Source organism: Gordonia hankookensis (genome assembly GCF_014673215.1).
GTDB lineage: Bacteria > Actinomycetota > Actinomycetes > Mycobacteriales > Mycobacteriaceae > Gordonia > Gordonia hankookensis.
Map to the genome: position 1 here is coordinate 1523420 of NZ_JACWMS010000001.1, position 18429 is coordinate 1541848.

Sequence of the window (18429 nt, forward strand, 5' to 3'; positions counted from 1 at the left end):
GACTCAGTTTCGCCCCATTGATCGATGACGACTATCGGTAGAGGTCACCCGCGTCAGCCACACTCCGGTCAGCGCGGGTACGTGATGATCTCCTGTCCGGTTCTGGGGTTGCGCCAGGTGATGGTGCGGTCGGTGTGCATGGTCGGGAGCCAGAAGCCTTGGTGTTTGCGCTGATGGTCGGGCCGGCACATCGGTGCGAGATTTTCGGGCACGGTCCAGCCACCGACGTGCGGCTCACGCGGGTCGAAGGCCACCAGGTGGTCCATCTCGCACTGATCGGCAGGCATGCCGCAATACGGGTATCGGCAGTAGTGGTCCGAGAGCAGAATCTCGCCACGTATCCGTGTCGACGGTGTGTAGATGAGCGCTCCCGGCGGCGGAAGGTCGAAGCCGCCGTGCCCGGTCCGATCGACCGGTGGTGCGGGGCCGCGGTCACGGACCAGCAGTCCTGCCGACCGATCTCGAGGGTCTTCCGGCAGCGATACGACCCGGGCGCGGCTGCTCAGATCCGCCGCCAAGACCGGGTCGATCGCGCCGTAGCCCCGTAGCCGGGGGACCTCGATGCCGAGGGGATCGATGACGACGGTCAGTTCGGGCAGCACGAGCTCAGACAGCGGTTCTGCTTCGATGGATTCGGCCCGCTCATCCGATTCGTCACGGCGATGAGGCCGATGCCGGGCGGTACCGGGGTCGCCCGCCGCCTGCGAATCGGCGTTGCCGACGCAGCAGCCGTCTCCGCCGCAGGTGCAGTGCAGTCGGCCGCCCAGTCCGGCCAGTTCGGCGAATGCTGCCACGCGTAGTCGGCCTATTGTGCGCCGGTCGTTCCGGCACACCCTGGCCGCGATCAAGGCCGCGATCTGTTCCCGCAGGGCCACGCCGTGTTCGGCCGGCACGCAGGCGTCGATGTTCGCGTGTCCGGAACTGTCATTGGTGATGGTGAGGTTCTGCCAGGTTTCGGTGAACCCCTCGCGGGTCTCTGCCGCGGCTGCCGGGTCGAGACTGATGACCAGTGCTTCGAGTTCATCGCGCAACACGGCGTCGGTCGATGGATGCGAGGACAGTTCCAGCGCACGGTCTTCCAGATCCGGCGGAGCATCCTCGCCAGATGCGTCGCAGGGATCACCGCACTCGTCGTCGGCCGGCCCACCGGAGTCGAGATCGTCCACCTGGGAATCATCGATCGACGTCTCGGGGTCTGAGGCCTCGGCATCCGACTCGACAGCAGGGCTCGGCACTGGCGCCGACTCGAGGGCGTGCACCATCACCGACATCCGGTGCGTGCTCACGTCGCCGGCGAGATAGGCCAGGCGGATCTTGGGGTGACGTTGCAGTGCATCGCCGAGCTTGTACCAGGTGCCTGCTTTGATCCGTGACATCGCCAGTTGCAGAGAGATCTCCCCGACGGCGGCTTTGTCGGCCTGATTGCGCACCATCATCTGCCGCTCCGCCGACAGCGCGAACAACACCTCGTCATGAGCCGCCTGCCCGATCCGAAAGGCCAAGAGCACCGCCCGCGCCTCGGCCTGCCGACTCAACCGCACCAGGTCTCGAGCCGCATCGGCCACCTGATCACCCCGCAGCGACGACAGCATGGCATCGCCGGCTGCGGCATGATCGGCTGCGGCATCATCGGCAAAGGCATCCGAGAAGGTGCACACGGTGCTGGACTTTCGTGAGACCCTCGCGGACACCGCGAAGGACAAGATCGACAGGACACCAACAACATTCGCCCGTCAACAAGAGAAGCACACCCGCGTCACATCAACTACGACAAGACTAAACCGTCCCACCGACAACTCGGATACGACGAGATCAACGCGTCCACACGGAGCGCGTCTCGGCCTGCATACAGAGACGGACCTCGTCGGGAAAGGCGTCGGGTATCCCATCGTCCACCGACGGATCGACCTCCGCGGCCCAGCACCATCGCAGGCATGCCTCGTCCGTCACCGTCGCATCACGAAGTTCGATGTGCGGTCGGGCCATACGCCTGACTACTCCTTGTCACACCCGGGAGCCGGCGCGTCCTCCGACAACGGCTTGCCCAGCGGGAGGAGGTACAGCACGTCGAGGACAACCGGAGTGTTGCCGAGATTGCGACCGGCGTGAGTGTTGGCCTGTCCGTGCGGCTCTCGGATGATCTCCCCCGGGCGATAGATCGTCGGGACACAATCGGGCCCGGGATGGGTGAAGGTACCCGAGCGGATCAGTCCGACCAGATCGCCGTCGTGATAATGCCAACCGGTTGTCCCGCCCGGCGCGACCGTGATCTCACGGACCGCGACATGGACACCCTTGGGGACAAAGGGCAGGAGTCCGGCCGGGATGTCCCCTTCGGCGAGGGTCACCGCCGAGATACCCGACGACGGCGTCGCCGCCGCCTGAGCGGGCAGGAAACCTGCGACGACGGTCACTGCGACGACACCCACGATGGCCCTGATGAGCTGTTTCATCACTGGACCGTACCGCCGTCACCGGGCAGGGCAGCCGATTTCGCGCGCACACGCCGGGCCGCGCCGACAATCGGCTCCGTGGTCTATGCGCTCTGGCGTTCCTCCAGCCGCGGCGCACTCTCGTCCGGCTGCGACCCTTCGCGTGGCCGCCCGAGACTGTCGAGCACACCGATCGCGTTGCGCGCGAACACCTGTTGCTCGGTGATGGCCAGCTGAGTACGGCTGCGGCTGGTGAACGCGAAGAACCAGTCGACGAGCGTCGTGAAGCGGTTGCGGAACCCCACCAGGTACAGCAGATGCAGGAACAGCCATCCCAGCCAGGCGACGAAGCCCGAGAACTCGATGCTGCGCGAGGTGCCCGGGATGGGAATCTTCGCGACCGCACTGAAACGGGCGATCGTCGCCATCGAACCCTTGTCCCAGTAGGAGAACGGCTTACGCGACGCCGGATCCGCTCCACGCAGTCCCGCACGGATCGCCGCCGTCGCGTACTTCGCCCCCTGGATCGCTCCTTGCGCCATCCCGGGTACGCCATCGACCGCCATGAGGTCGCCGACGACGAAGACGTTCGGGTGGCCGGTCACGGTGAGGTCGCCTCCGACCTTCACGCGACCGGCGCGATCGAGTTCGACCCCGCTCTGCTCGGCCAGCTGACGACCCAGTGGGCTGGCCGCGACACCGGCCGACCACACTTTGCACTGGCTCTCGATCCGGCGCGTGGTGCCGTCCTGGTCCTTGACCACGAGACCGTGGTAGTCCATGTCGACCACCATCGCTCCGAGCTGGATCTCGACCCCGTTCTTCGCCAGACGTTTCGCGGCACGCCGGCTCAGCTTGCCGCCGTAGGGCGGCAACACAGCGGGCGCGGCGTCCAGGAGGATCACCCGCGATTCGGTCGGATCGATGTTGCGGAACGATCCCCGCAGTGTCTTGGTGGCCATCTCGGCGATCTGTCCGGCCATCTCGACGCCGGTCGCCCCCGCGCCGACCACCACGAACGTGAGCAGACGCGCTCGCTCATCCGGGTCGTCGGAGAGTTCAGCCTGTTCGAAGGCGCCCAGGATGCGTCCCCGCAGCTCGAGGGCATCGTCGATGGTCTTCAATCCAGGTGCGTACTCGGCGAACTGATCGTTGCCGAAGTACGACTGGTCGGCCCCCGCCGCGACGATCAGACTGTCGAACGGCGTCTCGGTGACGCGCTCGAGCAGCCGCGACGTGACACTGCGCCGCTGGAGGTCGATGGTCTCCACCTCACCGAGGACGACCGTGGTGTTGCCCTGTTTGCGCAGCACCACACGAAGCGCAGGGGCGATCTGGCCTTCCGAGATCAGGCCGGTGGCGACCTGATACAGCAGCGGCTGGAACAGGTGATGGGTGGTGCGGGCGATCACGGTGACATCGACGTCGGCCTTGGCCAGTTGCCGCGCAGCGGTGAGTCCGCCGAATCCCGAGCCGATGATCACCACACGATGACGTGCGCCGTCGCCACCGATCGGTGCCTCGATGGGTTGGTCGTCGACGGGTTGGTCGTCGTTCATGCAGCTGCCCTCCAGAAGAGTTCTCCGGGACACCCAGGCGGACGATGCCTCTGACAGTTGCGCTCCACGCCGGTTGATTCCGGCCTCGCCAGTCGCAATTCCCAGAGTAGCGAAGAACCCGCCGGACGGCGAACCGTACATTCGATGCACGTCGACCGTCGGTCAGGATGCTGCCAGGATGTTCTTCAATTGGTTGATATCAAGTGTCGCAGCAAGATCCGCGATGGTCACACCTGCCAGCGAGGCCCTCCAGGCCTGCTCGGCTGCGGCCATCACCTTCGCGATACCGCACGCGGACACGCACTGTTCGGGCGGTGCGGCGAGGATGCCCCGCTGCCTGATCTCGGTACATCGGAATGCCGGCTCCTTGCCGTCCACCGCCTGGACCACGTCGAGCACCGTGATGGCGCCGGGAGCACGCGTCAGCGCATATCCGCCGTCGCGCCCCTCGGCCGGGAGGATGAGGTCCGCGCGCGCCAATGCCTGCAAGTGTTTCGCGAGGTAGGTCTTGGACACTCCGTGCAACTCCGCGAGGCGGCCCGCCGGCACCGGGTGATCGGACTGACTCAGCACCACACAGCAGTGCAGAGACCATTCCACGCCGGTCGAGAGCTTCATGGCGTCAGCCTATCGGCGCGCGTGAATCGAGCCAGTCGTCGAAAGTGGTCGGCGCGATCCAGGCATCAGCGCCCGGCGTGGGGACGAGTGCCACATTGTCGAGGATCGCACCGAAATACCCGGCGCCGAGGTCGCTCTGCACAGATCGTCGATCGCCCGTCGAGCTGAACAACCGCCGGACCAGTTGGTCGATACCCAACGCCTCGGGCCCGGCGATCTCGACGGTCCCGTTGACCGGCGTCCCGAGCGCGATGTCGCTCACCCGCTCGACGACGTCTCGCGAGGCGATGGGCTGCAGGTGCGCAGGCGTCGCGTGCACCACGTCGCCGCGAGTCCCCGCGTCGGCGATGCCGGCAACGAACTCGAAGAACTGCGTCGACCGCACGATCGAGTACGGGATCGGCCCGGCCTCCACCAGCTCTTCCTGCGCGAGCTTGGCGCGCATGTACCCGGAGTCGGTGAGCCGGTCGGCACCCACGATCGACAGGATCACGTGATGCCCGACCCCGGCAGCCCGCTCCGCGGTGAGCAGATGGCTCGTCGAGGAGCGGAAGAACTCCAGGACGTCGTCGTCCTGCCACGACGGCGAGTTGGTGAGGTCGACGACGACGTCGGCACCCGCGACCGCTTCGGCGACGCCCTTGCCGGTGGTCGTGTCCACGCCTGCGCTGCGCCCGAGCGCCACCACGTCGTGCCCGGCCGCGGCCACCTTCTCCACGACCTGGCTCCCGATCAGCCCGTTCCCGAAAATGACGATCTTCATCTCACATCTTCTCCTCGATTACTCGGATATCAATAGTCCTAGTTTACTACGACACCAACTATCCGAGTCAATGTCTGGTCGATCACGATTGACGCGTCGGATATCTCCGACATATTCTTTCGTCCCGTGACCACCTCCGACGACGTCTTCCTGGCGCTGGCCAATCCGGTCCGCCGCCGGTTGTTGGAGTTGCTCGCCGCCGAACCCACGGCCGCCGGCGAGCTCGGTGCGCGTTTCGCCCTGAGCCGCTCGTCGGTCGCCGAACACCTGAAGGTTCTGAAGGACGCCGGGCTCGTCACCGACGAGGCTCGCGGGCGGCACCGGATCTATCACCTGACCGCAGCCCCGCTCGCCGACCTGAGCGACTGGCTCCACCCCTTCGAACGCTTCTGGCGTGCCCGTCTGACCGATATCGCCGACATCGCAGAGGATCTCGAATGACCACCGATTCCACCGACCAGCACGCGGTGATCCGCGTCGATCAGTTCGTCGCGGCCCGCCCCGAAACCGTCTGGCGCATCCTCACCGAACCGGAGTTGGTGCAGCGCTGGTGGGCGGCCGGCGACATCAGGCCTGAGGTCGGGCACGAGTTCACCCTGGACATGCCCGGTTTCGGTCATCAGCCGTGCCGGGTCCTCGAGGCCGATCCGCCCTCCCGGTTCGTCTACACGTTCACCGCCAACTGGACGCTCACCTGGACCCTGGTGCCGGAAGGAAAGGGCACCCGCCTCCTGCTCGTGCACTCCGGCTTCGACCTCGACGACACGCGCATGGCCGCGGCATTCGACCGGATGGGCCCGGGGTGGCGCGAGGTCGTCCTGCCGCGGATCGCCGATCTCGTAACGGAGATCTGATCCCGTCCGGCACCGCGGAAAGCCGCAGCACCGATATCCTGACGTGCATCGCGGAGTGCCCGTCCCCGCCGATCGGAGGCCGCAATGACATCTGCATCGATCGATCCGGACGTCCCGCCGAGTGGTCCGGGCTGCGTCGAATGCACCAGCGACGGCTCGTGGTGGGTGCATCTGCGTCGCTGTGCGCAGTGCGGTCACATCGGCTGCTGCGACGACTCACTGCACCGCCACGCGCGCCGGCACGCGGAGGCGACCGGCCACCGCGTCATCCAGAGTTACGAGCCCGGCGAGGAGTGGTTCTGGGACTTCACCACCGAGGAGTTGTTCGCCGGACCTGCTCTGGCTGCGCCCACCGAGCACCCGGCCTCGCAGGGTGTGCCGGGTCCGCGCGAGCGGCTACCCGAGGACTGGCGCGCCGAGTTGCGGTCACGGGAGTCCTGACCCGGCCGCGTGGCCGACACTCACCACTCCGGCACTGACCAGTAGCGATACACCTCCGCTGAGGGTTCTCCCAGGAACGGTCCGTACACTTGCCCGACGCAGGGGAAGGGATCCGATCGGGGAGGTGCGGTTGCAGACCGTCGACGACACCACAGAACAGTTACATACAGACGCCGGACCGCCGGGGGGCGGCTCGACCGGCGTCGCGGCGGAACCCCGGAAGAAGCCGTCATCGGGCCGCGCGCACACCGCCGACTTCGTGCGCGTCCTGCTCTTCGCAGGCGTGGTGGTCGCGCACAGCGTCAACGCCATCAACACCACGCCCGACGTGATCCGCTCGGCCAACCTCGTCGGCACGATCTGCCACCTCACCCGCTACGGCTTCGTCGCCGTGACGTTGTTCGTCCTGGTCCTCAGCACCCGCGGCAAACCGATGTCACCCGTCGCGTTCTGGCGACGCCGATTCGGCATGGTGGTCGGCCCGTACCTGGTGTGGACCCTGCTCTACTCCTTGACCGATCACGTGATCATCGCCGACAACCCGTGGCCCACCCCGGCCCGGTTCTTCAGCGATCTCGGCCAGGACATCGTCACCGGCGAGGGCAAGTACCAGCTCTACTTCCTGCTCATCTCCATGCAGATCTACCTGGCGTTCCCCTTGGTCTCCTGGATTCTCGACCGCACGGCTCACCGCCCGTGGCGGGTCCTCGGCGTGGCCGCCGTGATCCAGCTGGCGGCGTTCGTCTTCTACCAGTACCTCCCCCGGCCGGCCGGACCGACGTGGACCCTGGTCTACGACAACCTGTGGAAGACACTGCCGATGTACGCCCTGTTCATCGCGATCGGAGCGTTGGCCGCCGTGCACCACGAGGCGATGAACGAGTGGCTGCGGACCCACGCGATCGCAGTGATCTCCGCGTGCGGGATCGGTACCGCTTTCAGTGTCGGCGCCTACCTCCTGGCCACCTCCCCCGGCAACGTCCCGTTGCAGGCGAACACTCCGTGGAATCCCGTCAACCTGCCGTGGTTCCTCGCCGGTCTGACGCTTCTCTGGATGCTGGCGCTGGTCTGGAACGCACGCCGGGAATCGGGCCGCGCGATGTCGTCGAAGGCGGTGTCGTATGCGTCGTTCCGCGCCTTCGGCGTCTTCGCCGTACATCCGTTGATACTCGACATCCTCGGCCGGACCGGCTTCATCGGGGCACTGTTCGGCTGGTTCCCGCACTCCGCGGCGATCCGCACCACTCTGCTGACGGCGGTCGTCCTCGCGCTGTCGCTGGTCGTTGTCGACATCCTGCTGCGCACCCCGGTCAGCAAATGGCTCACCGCACGACCCCGAGTCCCCGTGCGGCGACCGGCGAAGCCCGCCGTCGCCACCGTCGTGCAGTCGGTCCCGGATCCGCAGGAGAGCGCCGCCGCGAGTCCTGCGCCAGGGCACTAGACCGCGAGACGGCCGAAGCCACTCCGGTGAAAGATCAACGGGCTGCCGGACTCCGGATGCTCGACAGCATGGAGTTCCAGTAACACGATGATGTGATCGCCAGCCTCAACCTCGCGGTAGATGGTGGTGTCGAACCGGGCGAGCCCCTCGTCGAGCGTGACCGCGCCGTCGCCCGACGCCTTCAGCGCGATGTCGTCGAAGCGGTGCTCGACCGGACCCGCCAGCTGACGGCAGACCTCGCCGTGATGGTCGGCCAGGATCGTCACCCCGAGGTGTTTCGCCCGGCGGAGATCCGGCCAGGTCTTGGACGTGTTCGCCACCGAGAAGGACACCAGCGGCGGGTCGAGGCTGACACTGCTGAAGGAACTGGCCGCCAGCCCGGTCAACGCCCCGTCCACTTCGGCCGCGACCGCGACCACACCGGTCGGGAACACACCGAATGCCTTGCGCAGCTTCGCCGGATCGAGATCCTGATTGGTGCGCAGCTCACTCATGAACGCCCTCCCAGCAATGCGGTGACCGTCGGCCCGTTCTCGGCCAGCCACTGCGCGTAGGCCTGCGGATCGTCGTACGCGGCATCCACCACATAGAGCGCGCGGCCAGGCACGGTGCCGCCGATCTCGGTGAGAACCGGCCGAAGCGTCAGCTCGGGTGACAGCGAATGGGCAGGACTGCCGCCGAGCATCAGGGGGATCGCAACCCCCGACAGCCCGGTACCACCCGCGAACCGGTCGAGGAACAACTTGAGCAACCCGGTGTAGGCGGCCTTGTAGGTCGGGCTCGCGAACACCACGAGATCGGCCTTCCCGACCTGCTCCACCAGCGCGGCGATCCCGTCGTCGGACCAGTCGAGGATGGCCGCACCGAGCGTGGCGAGATCGACGATCAGATCCGGCTCGGCGCCGCTGAGTTGGGTGGCGACATAGGTTGCCGCGGTGAGTGTTCGGCTCGCGGGCTTGGGATTTCCGACGACGACGGCGGTGACGGTCACGACGCCGCCACCCGCGCGGTGGGTGCCGCACCGAACGGCACCGCCGAACGCCCGACGACCGGTGCGGGATGTTCCCAGAGGCCGCGCCGGGTGAGTTCGGGGAGAACGCCTTCGCCGAACCAATACGACTCCTCGAGGTGGGGGTACCCGGAGAGCACGAACTCCTCGATACCGACCTCGCGATACGCCTCGATCAAGTCGGCGATCTCGGTGAAGGAGCCGACCATCGCAGTACCGGCGCCGCCGCGGACCAGGCCGATCCCCGCCCAGAGGTTCGGATAGATCTCCAGACCGTCTTTCGAGCCCTTGTTGAGTGCGAGCATTCGCTGCTGACCCTCCGAAGCCGAACGCTTCAGCCCCGATTGGATACGGGCAACCTCCTCGTCGGAGATGTGCCGGAGCAGCCGGTCGGCTTCGGCCCACGCGTCGTCGGAGGTCTCTCGCGCGATGGTGTGCAGGCGGATGCCGAAGGTGAGCTCCCGCCCCTGCTCGGCAGCCGCCTTACGCACCCGATCGAGCTTCTCCGCGACCGCTTCCGGGGGCTCGCCCCAGGTGAGGTAGACGTCGGCGTGCTTCGCGGCGACGGCGATGCCGGCCGGTGACGATCCCCCGAAGTAGATCTTCGGCAGCGGATCCGGGATCTGGGCGAGCGTGGCGTCGGCGACCGACAGGTACTCACCGTCGAAATCGACCGTCTCACCGGTCCACAGGCGGCGGACGATCTCGAGGAATTCGTCGGCGCGGGCGTAACGCTGTTCCTTGTCGAGGAAGTCGCCGAACATCTGCTGCTCGTGGTCCTCGCCACCGGTCACCACGTTCAGGAGAAGCCTTCCACCGGAAAGGTTCTGGAAGGTACCGGCCATCTGCGCCGCCAGGAACGGCGCGACGACACCCGGCCGGAAGGCGACCAGGAACTTGAGTCGCTCCGAGAGACTGCTGATCATCGCGGTCGAGATCCACGCGTCCTCACACCAGGCACCGGTCGGCGTCAGCGCCGCCTCGAATCCGAGTTGTTCCGCGCTGCGCGCGATCTGGCCCAGATACGGCACCGAGGCCGGCCGGCCCGCATCGCCTGCCGACACCCCGTGGCCACCGCCGACCACGTTGCGGCCGTCACCTCCATTGGTCGGCAGGAACCAGTGAAACGTCAATGAACTCATGTACTTCGTTCTCTTCCTTCGTCTCTCGTGCGGTGTCGGAATTCGTGTTGCGGCCGGTCAGAGTTGACCGGTGCGGGGCGGGAGAATGCCTTCGGCCGCCCAACGGCCGAGGTGCTGCACTTTCCACGCCGCCGGGTCGTGCAGTGTGTGGGTGCGGGCGTTTCGCCAATGCCGATCCAGCGACTCCTTGGCCACCGCGGAACGTGTCCCGGCGACCTCGAACAGTCGGCTCGCCACATCGACGGAGCTCTTCGTGGTGGATGCGCGGGCTGCCGCGACGGCAAGGGTGGCGGCTGCGGCGGTCGTCTCGTCGAGATCCGCGTCGGCTCGGTCGACGGCGCGGCCCGCCTCGGCGAGCAGGGCCTCGGCGCCTCGGACCGCGAGCTCCATCTCGCCGAACGCATGCACCACCAGCGGATCGTCGGCGGCGCGCTCGACCCCGGCGTCGGGGTGGGGCCGGCTCTTGGTGGTCACGAACTCAGCGGCATCCTCGAGTGCGGCGCGTGCGATGCCCGCGTCGATCGCGGCGTGCAACAACTGGGCGAACGCGCCGTACGTGGTCGGCCCCGTGAAGGTGGCCGAGAAGTCGGTGATCAGGTCGGCGGTGACCACCACGTCGGTCAAGCGCACCGTCCCGCTCGCGGTGGTCCGCTGACCGAGGGCCTCCCAGTCGTCGACGACCTCGACACCGTCGGCATCACGCCGGACCCAGGCGACGTGCAGCGGACCGTCCTCGCCGAGATGCGCCAGCGTCGGGATCCAGTCGGCGAACAGCGCGCCGGTGCAATAGAACTTCGTCCCGTTCAGACGCCAGAGGCCGTCGTCGCCGCTCGGATCCGGTCGGAGCGTGGTGGCGTAGTCACGGATGTGTCTGGTGCCGCGCTCGGACTGAGCGTTGCCCAGGGTCTTGCCGGCCAGGACCTCGGGAAGGATCCGCGCCTGTTGCTCCGGGCTGCCCTGGAGCAGCAACTGATTGATGAACACGAAGTGGCTGTGCGGGATCTGTCCGATGTTGGGGTCACCCTTGGCGATCAGACGGATCACCTCGGCGACCGTGCTCGCGGGGAGCCCCGCACCACCGAACCGGTCGGGCACCGTGATCGCCGTCAATCCACTCGCGGCCAGCTTCGCGACCTGCTCGAACGGCAGGATCTTCGACCGATCGCGTTCGGCGGCGCCCTTCGCGAACTCGGCGCCGAGTTCAGCCGCAATGGCGATGGCCTCATGGTCGCCGAGGACGGGGACCTCATGCATGTCTCACTCCTCGCTCGTCCGGGACCGAAGTTCGTGGCCACTTCCACGGTTCGGCGGCGGCCATTTCCTCAACCCTCACATCAAACGCCGGTCGGACGGCCCTGGCCACACTTTCCCGCCCGCTGGGTCAAAGATCTCGCCGTCGGCGCGACGGCAGCGGACACCGACCGGACGTCTGCCAGATACACGTTTGACCAGCATGAACCGCAGCGCTGTGTCACCGTTTATCCATGAGCAGCCCCGAGTTCGACGTGAACAAGCTGTTCCCCGGCAAGTTCTTCATCAGCACCGCGCTCGACGTCCTCGAGTCGAAGAAGAAGATGACCGGGCATCTGCGGCGCCGCTACATCCAGCGCGCGGCGATGGCCGGCATCATCATCGGGATCTTCTACCTCGTCAACTACTCGATCGTCGGCGCGTTCGACTCCATGGGCGAGGACCCGGAGCAACTCCATGCCATCGGCAAGCTGCTCGGAGCTCTCGCGTTCGGCTGGGCGCTGGTCTTCATCTACTACTCGAAGTCCGAACTGCTCACCTCGACGATGATGATCGTCTCGATCGGTACGTACTACCGCCGTGTCACTCCCCTGCTGGTGCTGCGCATCCTAGGATTCTGCTACCTCGGCAACATCATCGGCGGGCTGTTCGTGGCGTTGTTGCTGCGCGGCACCACCCTGATCCACGGGCCGGTGCTCGACGCGATGAATCATGCCGTCGATGTGAAGACCGGCTATCTGTCCGAGGGGTTCTCCGGCTGGCTCGACCTCTTCATCCGCGCCATCCTGTGCAACTTCATGATCAACATCGCAATGCTGTTGGTGTACAACGGATATCTTCACGACGACATGGCGAAATGCCTGACGATGATCGCCTCGGTCTTCGTCTTCGCGTTCCTTGATTTCGAGCACTCGGTGGCCAATACCGTGCTGTTCATGATCGTCGGTCTCCAGGACGGCATCCCGATCGGCCCGGCCCTCGGGAATCTCGGCATCGTCCTCGTCGGCAACTTCGTCGGCGGTGGCGTGCTCATCGGCTTCTACTACGCCTGGGTCAACGACGAGCGTGACACCCATCTCCCCCGTCTGCACCGACGTCGTCGATGACCCACGCGTACCCTGGCGCACGTCATGGCCTACTCGTTCGCACGCGTCACGGCTGCCGCCGACCTGAATCCCCGTCTCCGTCGAATCCGTTTCGAGGTAGCGGACCTCGAGATGCTCGGGCTACCGGGTGTCGCGGACGAAGCGGTCGGGATCTACTTCCCTCGAGACGGCGAGTCGGCTCCGCCGCCCATGCAACTCCGAGAGGGCGTGTGGGCATATCACGACGTCGAGCCGATCCCCGATGCCCGCAACTACTCGGTTCGGGCGATAGATCCCGAGAACCGTTCGATGACTGTCGATTTCGTGGTCCACTCACACGGCCCGGCCACGGTGTGGGCGCAGCATGCGCAGCCGGGGCACGAGGTGGTGATGTCGCACGCGCGCGGCTGGTATCGACCGCAGGCCTCCGCCGGATGGCACCTCCTCGTGGCCGACCTGGCCGGCATGCCGGCGTTGGCCCGCATCCTGGAGGACCACCGGGGAGCGGCAACGGTGACCGCGCTCGTCGAGGTCGCCGCCGAGGACGACCTCGCCTACCTCGACGGGTGTTCGACGGCAGCTGAGATCATTCCCCTCGTCGGCAGCGGGAACGGGCTCGGCCCCAGTGTCCTCGGCGATTCGATCCGTCACCTCGATCTGCCCGGGGGGACCGGCTATTGCTGGTTTGCCGGCGAAGCGGCCCAGTCACGGGTTGCGCGAAAGTACTTCCGCCAGGAGCACCGTTGGCCGAGGGAGAGCTACGACATCATCGGCTACTGGCGCGCCGAGGGTGAGAGGTGGGCCCGGCGCTACGCCGAGCACGGTGACGAGCTCTTTGCGATCTATCAGCGCGCCATCGCCCGGGGCAAGGGCGAGAAGGCCGCCGCCGAGGAGTTCGACGAAGCGCTCGAGCGCGCAGGCCTCTGAGCCGTCGGCCATCTCCGGGCTCGGGTGCCCGGCGGGTCAGGCGGTGGCCTGGTCGTTGTCCTTCATCGAACCCCACCCGTGCCAGCGTTCGATCTCGACGACCGCCGTCGTGCGGGGCCGTACCCGATCGGGATATGCACCGCCGGCGTAATGACGGGAGATCCGGTCGATGTCGGTGAGGCCGTCGTCGTCGCGGAACTCGATCACGCGGCCCAGCAGCGTGATGTGCGTGTACCAGGTCTCCTCGTCCAGCACGGTGAGCGTGACCCGGGGATCACGACGCAGGTGCTCGAGGCGCACCCGGCCGTTGTCCATACTCAGCAGGACGCGGTCGCCGTCGAGGAGATACCAGGTGGCCGCCGAGACCGGCCCGCCGTCGGAGCGCAGGGTCGCCATCACACACGGATTGGGCTTGGCGAGAAGCTCTCTGGCGGCCTCGGGAAGCGGTGGTCGGGACATCTAATCGGCCTTTCCCAGTCGTTCGACGAGGGCACGCGCAAGCGGTCCCGAGGATGCCGGATTCTGTCCGGTCAGCAGATTGCGGTCGGTCTCGATGTGCGGCGCCCACGGTTCCCCGGCGACCACCGTCAACCCCGCAGCGGTGAGACGATCCTGGAGCAGCCATGGAGCCTTGGCCGCCAGCCCGCCCTGGTCCTCCTCGGCGTTGGTGAAGCCGGTGACCGTGTGACCGACGAAGGTGTTCTTGCCGTCACCGTCGGTCGCCGAGAGCAGGGCCGCCGGTCCGTGACAGACGATCGCGACGGGACGGTCGGCGCCGTTGACCGCGGTGAGGATCTTCCCGGCCTCCGGGTCGACGGCCAGGTCCTCCATCGGACCGTGCCCGCCGGGCACGAAGACGGCGTCGTAGTCGTCGACCACCACGTCGGACAAGGCGATCGGGTTCTGGAACTCGGGAGCACTCTCGACGACGTCGCGGATATGGGCCGCCGCCTCGGCCGAACCTGTGCGCTCGGCGGTCAGGCTTCCTTTGTCCACCGGCGGCACCACGCCACCAGGGGTCGCGACGGTGACCTCGTAACCTGCGTCTTTGAGGATCTCCAGGGGTGCGACAGCCTCCTCGGCCCAGAAGCCCGTCGCGTGTTTCGTCCCATCGTTGAGGGTCCAATGATCCGATCCGGTCATCACGAACAACACTGTGCGTGACATGTCGACCTCCTCAGTCGTTCGGCTCGTCCGCTCGAGCGCATTCGTCGGTCCGACGACGGCGCCCGCTCATCGCCAACGTACCCATGTTCCCGATGTTTCGTGCGGGGTGCGGTCGGCTCTGGCGTACCTGCAGACGTACACGTTCCGCGGAACTCTCACTCTCCCGTCTCGACCGGCCGCCTCGGATCAGACGACCACTGCGACCACGAGCCGGGGAACAGCGTGCCGGTGAGGCCGGCGATCTCCAGGGCGGCGATCTCGTGGGCCGCGTTGACGCCCGAACCGCAATAGGCGATCACCTCGGAGTCGGCACCGATCCCCAAGGCCGCGAACCGTTCCCGGAGGTCATCTGCCGGCAGGAACGTCCCATCCGAGCTCACATTGGCCGCGGTCGGCGCGCTCAGCGCCCCGGGGATGTGCCCGGCGCGCGGGTCCATCGGCTCGACCTCACCTCGGTACCGTTCCGCGGCACGCGCATCGAGCACCACGCCAGCCGAAGAGGCGACGTCGTCGATCTCGACGGTGGGCAGGTGGCCTTCGGTCAGAGTTACCGAGCCGGTACGCGGAGTGGCATCGCCCGACGACACCCGGAGCCCGGCCGCCCGCCATGCGCCAAGGCCACCGTCGAGCATGCGCACGTCGGTCAGGCCTGCCCAGCGCAACAGCCACCAGGCCCTGGCCGAGGCGAGATTGCCGATGTCGTCGTAGACCACCACCGAGGATCCGTCGTCGATGCCCCATCGGCGCGCGGCCGCCTGGAGATCCGCGATCTCGGGGAGCGGATGCCGACCGCGCTCGGGTGCTGCCGGCGAGGCGAGCTCGGCGTCGAGGTCGACGAACACCGCACCCGGGATGTGCCCTTCCCGGTAGTGGTCGTGGCCGCGGCTGTCGCCGAGCTGCCATCGCACATCCAGGATCACGGGCGGATGGTCGGAAAGCATCGCCTCCGGGAGCTCGTCCGCGCTGATCAATACGTGAGTCGTCGGCATGCTCCCGATCATGCCTGTCCCACCGAACGAGGACGACCGCGGCGGGAACAATCGACCGGCCCGTAACATCAAACCCGTGAGCGGCCACCGACTGGTGGCAGCACCGCACTCACACCCGATCGGAGGTCATGACATGCAAGAGGAGCCATCCATCCTGGCTTCACTCGGCATCGACCCCGCCGCCACGTCACCAGACCTCCCCGACGGGGTCTGGGAGGCCGCACTCCAGGCAGCCTTCGACCCCGACGCGGTCGCCGACCCCGACACCGTGCCCGACATGGATGACACGCCACCACCGGACGACGATGACGACGTCGTCGTGGTGGACGACCATCCGCACGTCGACGACCACGGCACGGCCCACACCGACATCGATCCCACCACCACCGACCACACCGGCACCGGACATGTGACGGATACGGATGTCGACGACGCCGCGCTCGATCAGCCGGGTCCCGACGGCAGTGAGCACCACGAGCCCGACCATTTCGACATCGATCACGGCGACCATGGCCACGACGGCCACCACGACATCTGAACTTCGGTTGGGGGAGTTGATGGACGAAGCGGTGCTGCTGATGCAGGCACGCGAGGGTGATCAGCATGCTTTCGCGCAACTCGTCGCCGCCCACCGCACCCATGTCTGGGCGGTGTGCCTCAACATCTGCGGCAATCAGCACGACGCCGAGGACGCGCTGCAGAACACCCTCGTCGCGGCATGGCAGAACCTACACAAGTTCCGGGGCGAGGCCCGCTTCTCCACCTGGGTGCACCGCATCGCGGCGAACAACGCACTGACCGTGGTACGCCGCCGCAAGGACAACACCCAGATCACCGACTTCACCGATCCCGAACAACCGATCCAACTCGTCGACGACGCGGGCGGATCGAGCTTCGATGAGCGCCTCGCGGTGCGCGATGCCGTTCGTGATGCACTCGCCCGACTCCCCGATGATTTCCGTGAGGCGGTGGTCCTGCGCGAATTCGGCGACCTGACCTACGCCGACATCGCCGCCCACCAGGGCGTTGGCGTCCAGACCGTCAAGTCGCGGCTGAACCGGGCCAGGACCCAGCTCGCGGAGATCCTCCGCGATCAGATCACCACGTCATAGCCGACCGGTCGTACTGACATGTTTGCGGTATTGCCCACAGTTGAGGGCTTGGCTACTCTTGCGCCGTTGTGATCGTCCCCGGCGCCGTGCCGCGGACGACATCCCATCGTCGAAGGAAACCCATGACTGAGCCGGTCCAGGAACCCACTCGCCTCCAGAAGATGTTGACGGCGTTGGCCATCAAGGCCTACCAACTCAAGGAGAAGATCAAGCCGAGTCGGTGAGAACCGGAGGGTCTCGGCGTCCTCACGCCGAGACCCTCGTCGCCACCGCTCGCGACCAGCGGCGCTGCCTAGTTCGCGTTCTGATCCGCCTTGGTGAGAATCACGTATTGTGCCGAGATCGCTTGGTGCACATCCCTTTTGTCCCGCGCACTGTAGTTGCCCACGTAACGCCCCTTCTGCACATAGCACGCGTACCAGGTACCGGTGTCGAGAGTCTTGCTCTGACACTTGGCGGCAGGCAGCCCGACCGGACTCTCCGCATCGGCCCAACCCTGACTGCGGCTCGACGTCAGCGAGGTATCGACGATGGTCTTCGCGCCATCCGGCGTGGACGCCCGGTACACGGTCGATTTCTCGATGGCGTTGGCCGTGGAGCCGACGTCGGTCAGCATGGTGAAGTCGGTCTTGGGATCGCCGCTCATCTGCGCCATCCCACGTGGACCGTAGACGGCGCGGATGCTGCCGCCGGGCAATGCGGCCTTACCCTTCTTGATCTCGTCGTCGGTGTAGGGCAATGCGTAGATCAGGACGTGATTCTGGTCGACGACCGGCGCACTGCTCCCCGTGATACCCCTGGCCTTGGCCTCTTCCTTCGTCGGTGTGGCAGGGAACTTGTCGATCAGCGCGCTCTGGAGGGCCAGGGCCTTACGGACAGTCGGCTCCAGCATGTTCTGCTGGGATGGCGTCGTCTCGAACCACTGATAGAGCACATACGAGTTGTGCGGGGTGAAGGCCATCATCTGCTTGTTCCCACCGCTGCTCCCCTGCACGACCAGTGTGTCCGGCAACCCGGGCAGTGTCGTCACGCGCGATTTGTCGCCGGTCGCCGTGGCGTCGGCCATCTGCCGGGCGGCGTCCTTGGCATCCGCGGGGGTCAGGTAACGGAGCACCATGTTGTTGATGGCCCGCTTGGTCCCCGCGCGCAGGCTCTCGTCCGGGGTCGCAGCCGCGTCGACGAAGCCCATCAGCATCTTCTTGTTGGCGGGCACCTTCGCGGTGTCGGGAGCGAGGACCATACCGAGATTGCTCGGGCCGCTGATCACCATCGTCGGCATGTTCGCATTGGTCAGATCGTCGTCGATCTCGAACGGCACCACCACGAACTGGGCCATCCGCTGCCCCTCCACCTGCAGGATGTTGTCCTGGGTGGCCTTCCCGAAGGCCGGCCTCGGGGCGGTCGGATAGGCGCCGGTGTCCAGGGCCGCGACGTCGACCGACGGCTCGGACGCCGCGCCGGACGCGGACACGCTGGTCGCCTCTCCCTGGGTGGTGCACCCTGCGATCGCCGTGATCGCGGCGAGAACCCCCACCCAGCGCACCACCGGCTGCCACTTCGTCATCGTCCGTGTTCCCCTCGTCGTGTTCAGGCGCGCCGGATCTCCGGTGTTCTGGTTGCCGGCCGCTCGATGATCTAT

At 66.7% G+C, this 18429-nt stretch carries 22 protein-coding genes; 8 read left to right on the top strand and 14 right to left on the bottom strand.

All coding sequences use genetic code 11. From position 1 onward, the window contains the following. Positions 1-68: 68 nt before the first annotated feature. The 6 genes from IDF66_RS24015 to IDF66_RS06880 form a co-directional block, all read right to left on the bottom strand. Positions 69-1658, bottom strand: a complete 1590-nt coding sequence (locus IDF66_RS24015; RefSeq protein ID WP_190266146.1) for an HNH endonuclease signature motif containing protein — start codon at positions 1656-1658, stop codon at positions 69-71. A 154-nt stretch (positions 1659-1812) separates the two neighbouring features. Continuing rightward, complete coding sequence (locus IDF66_RS06860) at positions 1813-1986, bottom strand: hypothetical protein (RefSeq protein WP_190266147.1); 174 nt, start codon at positions 1984-1986, stop codon at positions 1813-1815. A gap of 8 nt (positions 1987-1994) precedes the next feature. Continuing rightward, positions 1995-2453: a cupin domain-containing protein gene (locus IDF66_RS06865; RefSeq protein ID WP_190266148.1), complete on the bottom strand. Its 459-nt coding sequence runs from the start codon at positions 2451-2453 to the stop codon at positions 1995-1997. Between the two features lie 83 nt (positions 2454-2536). Continuing rightward, positions 2537-3991: an NAD(P)/FAD-dependent oxidoreductase gene (locus IDF66_RS06870; RefSeq protein WP_190266149.1), complete on the bottom strand. Its 1455-nt coding sequence runs from the start codon at positions 3989-3991 to the stop codon at positions 2537-2539. Positions 3992-4153: 162 nt separating this feature from the next. Continuing rightward, positions 4154-4609 carry an RrF2 family transcriptional regulator gene (locus IDF66_RS06875; protein ID WP_190266150.1) on the bottom strand — a complete coding sequence of 152 codons (456 nt, stop codon included), beginning with the start codon at positions 4607-4609 and terminating at the stop codon, positions 4154-4156. 4 nt (positions 4610-4613) lie between these two features. Next, entirely contained in the window at positions 4614-5372 is a 759-nt protein-coding gene (locus IDF66_RS06880; protein ID WP_190266151.1) for an SDR family oxidoreductase, read from the bottom strand. A 126-nt stretch (positions 5373-5498) separates the two neighbouring features. Here IDF66_RS06880 and IDF66_RS06885 point away from each other — a divergent pair, with 126 nt between their 5' ends. The 4 genes from IDF66_RS06885 to IDF66_RS06900 all read left to right on the top strand — a co-directional run bounded on the left by IDF66_RS06885 (position 5499) and on the right by IDF66_RS06900 (position 8108). After that, on the top strand, positions 5499-5813 hold the full coding sequence (locus IDF66_RS06885; RefSeq protein WP_190266152.1) for an ArsR/SmtB family transcription factor: 315 nt from the start codon (positions 5499-5501) through the stop codon (positions 5811-5813). Further along, on the top strand, positions 5810-6226 hold the full coding sequence (locus IDF66_RS06890; protein WP_190266153.1) for an SRPBCC family protein: 417 nt from the start codon (positions 5810-5812) through the stop codon (positions 6224-6226). Before IDF66_RS06885 ends, IDF66_RS06890 begins: the two co-directional genes overlap by 4 nt. 84 nt (positions 6227-6310) lie before the next feature. Beyond that, on the top strand, positions 6311-6667 hold the full coding sequence (locus IDF66_RS06895) for a UBP-type zinc finger domain-containing protein (protein WP_190266154.1): 357 nt from the start codon (positions 6311-6313) through the stop codon (positions 6665-6667). A 130-nt stretch (positions 6668-6797) separates the two neighbouring features. Next, on the top strand, positions 6798-8108 hold the full coding sequence (locus IDF66_RS06900) for an acyltransferase (RefSeq protein WP_190266355.1): 1311 nt from the start codon (positions 6798-6800) through the stop codon (positions 8106-8108). Here IDF66_RS06900 and IDF66_RS06905 read toward each other — a convergent pair. From IDF66_RS06905 to IDF66_RS06920, 4 genes are read right to left on the bottom strand one after another with little or no spacing between them, the layout of a single operon-like run. Then, positions 8105-8602: a flavin reductase family protein gene (locus IDF66_RS06905; RefSeq protein WP_164310699.1), complete on the bottom strand. Its 498-nt coding sequence runs from the start codon at positions 8600-8602 to the stop codon at positions 8105-8107. The genes IDF66_RS06900 and IDF66_RS06905 overlap by 4 nt on opposite strands. Beyond that, positions 8599-9099, bottom strand: a complete 501-nt coding sequence (locus IDF66_RS06910) for an NADPH-dependent FMN reductase (protein ID WP_164310698.1) — start codon at positions 9097-9099, stop codon at positions 8599-8601. The genes IDF66_RS06905 and IDF66_RS06910 overlap by 4 nt, the downstream gene beginning before the upstream one ends. Next, positions 9096-10259: an LLM class flavin-dependent oxidoreductase gene (locus IDF66_RS06915; protein ID WP_190266155.1), complete on the bottom strand. Its 1164-nt coding sequence runs from the start codon at positions 10257-10259 to the stop codon at positions 9096-9098. Before IDF66_RS06915 ends, IDF66_RS06910 begins: the two co-directional genes overlap by 4 nt. Positions 10260-10316: 57 nt before the next feature. Next, positions 10317-11513 (bottom strand): SfnB family sulfur acquisition oxidoreductase, encoded by a 1197-nt coding sequence (locus tag IDF66_RS06920; protein WP_190266156.1) that lies wholly within the window; start codon positions 11511-11513, stop codon positions 10317-10319. Positions 11514-11743: 230 nt separating this feature from the next. Between IDF66_RS06920 and IDF66_RS06925 the strand changes: the two genes are divergently transcribed. Then, positions 11744-12616 carry a formate/nitrite transporter family protein gene (locus IDF66_RS06925; protein WP_190266157.1) on the top strand — a complete coding sequence of 291 codons (873 nt, stop codon included), beginning with the start codon at positions 11744-11746 and terminating at the stop codon, positions 12614-12616. A 24-nt stretch (positions 12617-12640) separates the two neighbouring features. Further along, the gene (locus tag IDF66_RS06930; protein ID WP_190266158.1) at positions 12641-13522 is read left to right on the top strand and encodes a siderophore-interacting protein; all 882 of its coding nucleotides are present in this window, start codon (positions 12641-12643) and stop codon (positions 13520-13522) included. A 36-nt stretch (positions 13523-13558) separates the two neighbouring features. On the opposite strand, the gene IDF66_RS06935 is transcribed toward IDF66_RS06930, so the two are convergent. From IDF66_RS06935 to IDF66_RS06945, 3 genes are all read right to left on the bottom strand, one after another. Then, the gene (locus IDF66_RS06935) at positions 13559-13981 is read right to left on the bottom strand and encodes a PPOX class F420-dependent oxidoreductase (RefSeq protein WP_190266159.1); all 423 of its coding nucleotides are present in this window, start codon (positions 13979-13981) and stop codon (positions 13559-13561) included. Beyond that, entirely contained in the window at positions 13982-14689 is a 708-nt protein-coding gene (locus tag IDF66_RS06940) for a type 1 glutamine amidotransferase domain-containing protein (protein ID WP_190266160.1), read from the bottom strand. 155 nt (positions 14690-14844) lie between these two features. Next, positions 14845-15678, bottom strand: a complete 834-nt coding sequence (locus IDF66_RS06945) for a sulfurtransferase (protein WP_190266161.1) — start codon at positions 15676-15678, stop codon at positions 14845-14847. A 133-nt stretch (positions 15679-15811) separates the two neighbouring features. Here IDF66_RS06945 and IDF66_RS06950 point away from each other — a divergent pair, with 133 nt between their 5' ends. After that, a complete protein-coding gene (locus tag IDF66_RS06950) occupies positions 15812-16216 on the top strand; it encodes a hypothetical protein (RefSeq protein WP_190266162.1) in 405 nt (134 codons plus the stop codon). Between the two features lie 19 nt (positions 16217-16235). After that, positions 16236-16790 (top strand): RNA polymerase sigma factor, encoded by a 555-nt coding sequence (locus IDF66_RS06955; protein WP_190266163.1) that lies wholly within the window; start codon positions 16236-16238, stop codon positions 16788-16790. 292 nt (positions 16791-17082) lie between these two features. On the opposite strand, the gene IDF66_RS06960 is transcribed toward IDF66_RS06955, so the two are convergent. After that, complete coding sequence (locus IDF66_RS06960; protein ID WP_190266164.1) at positions 17083-18354, bottom strand: DUF7373 family lipoprotein; 1272 nt, start codon at positions 18352-18354, stop codon at positions 17083-17085. Between the last annotated feature and the right edge of the window lie 75 nt (positions 18355-18429).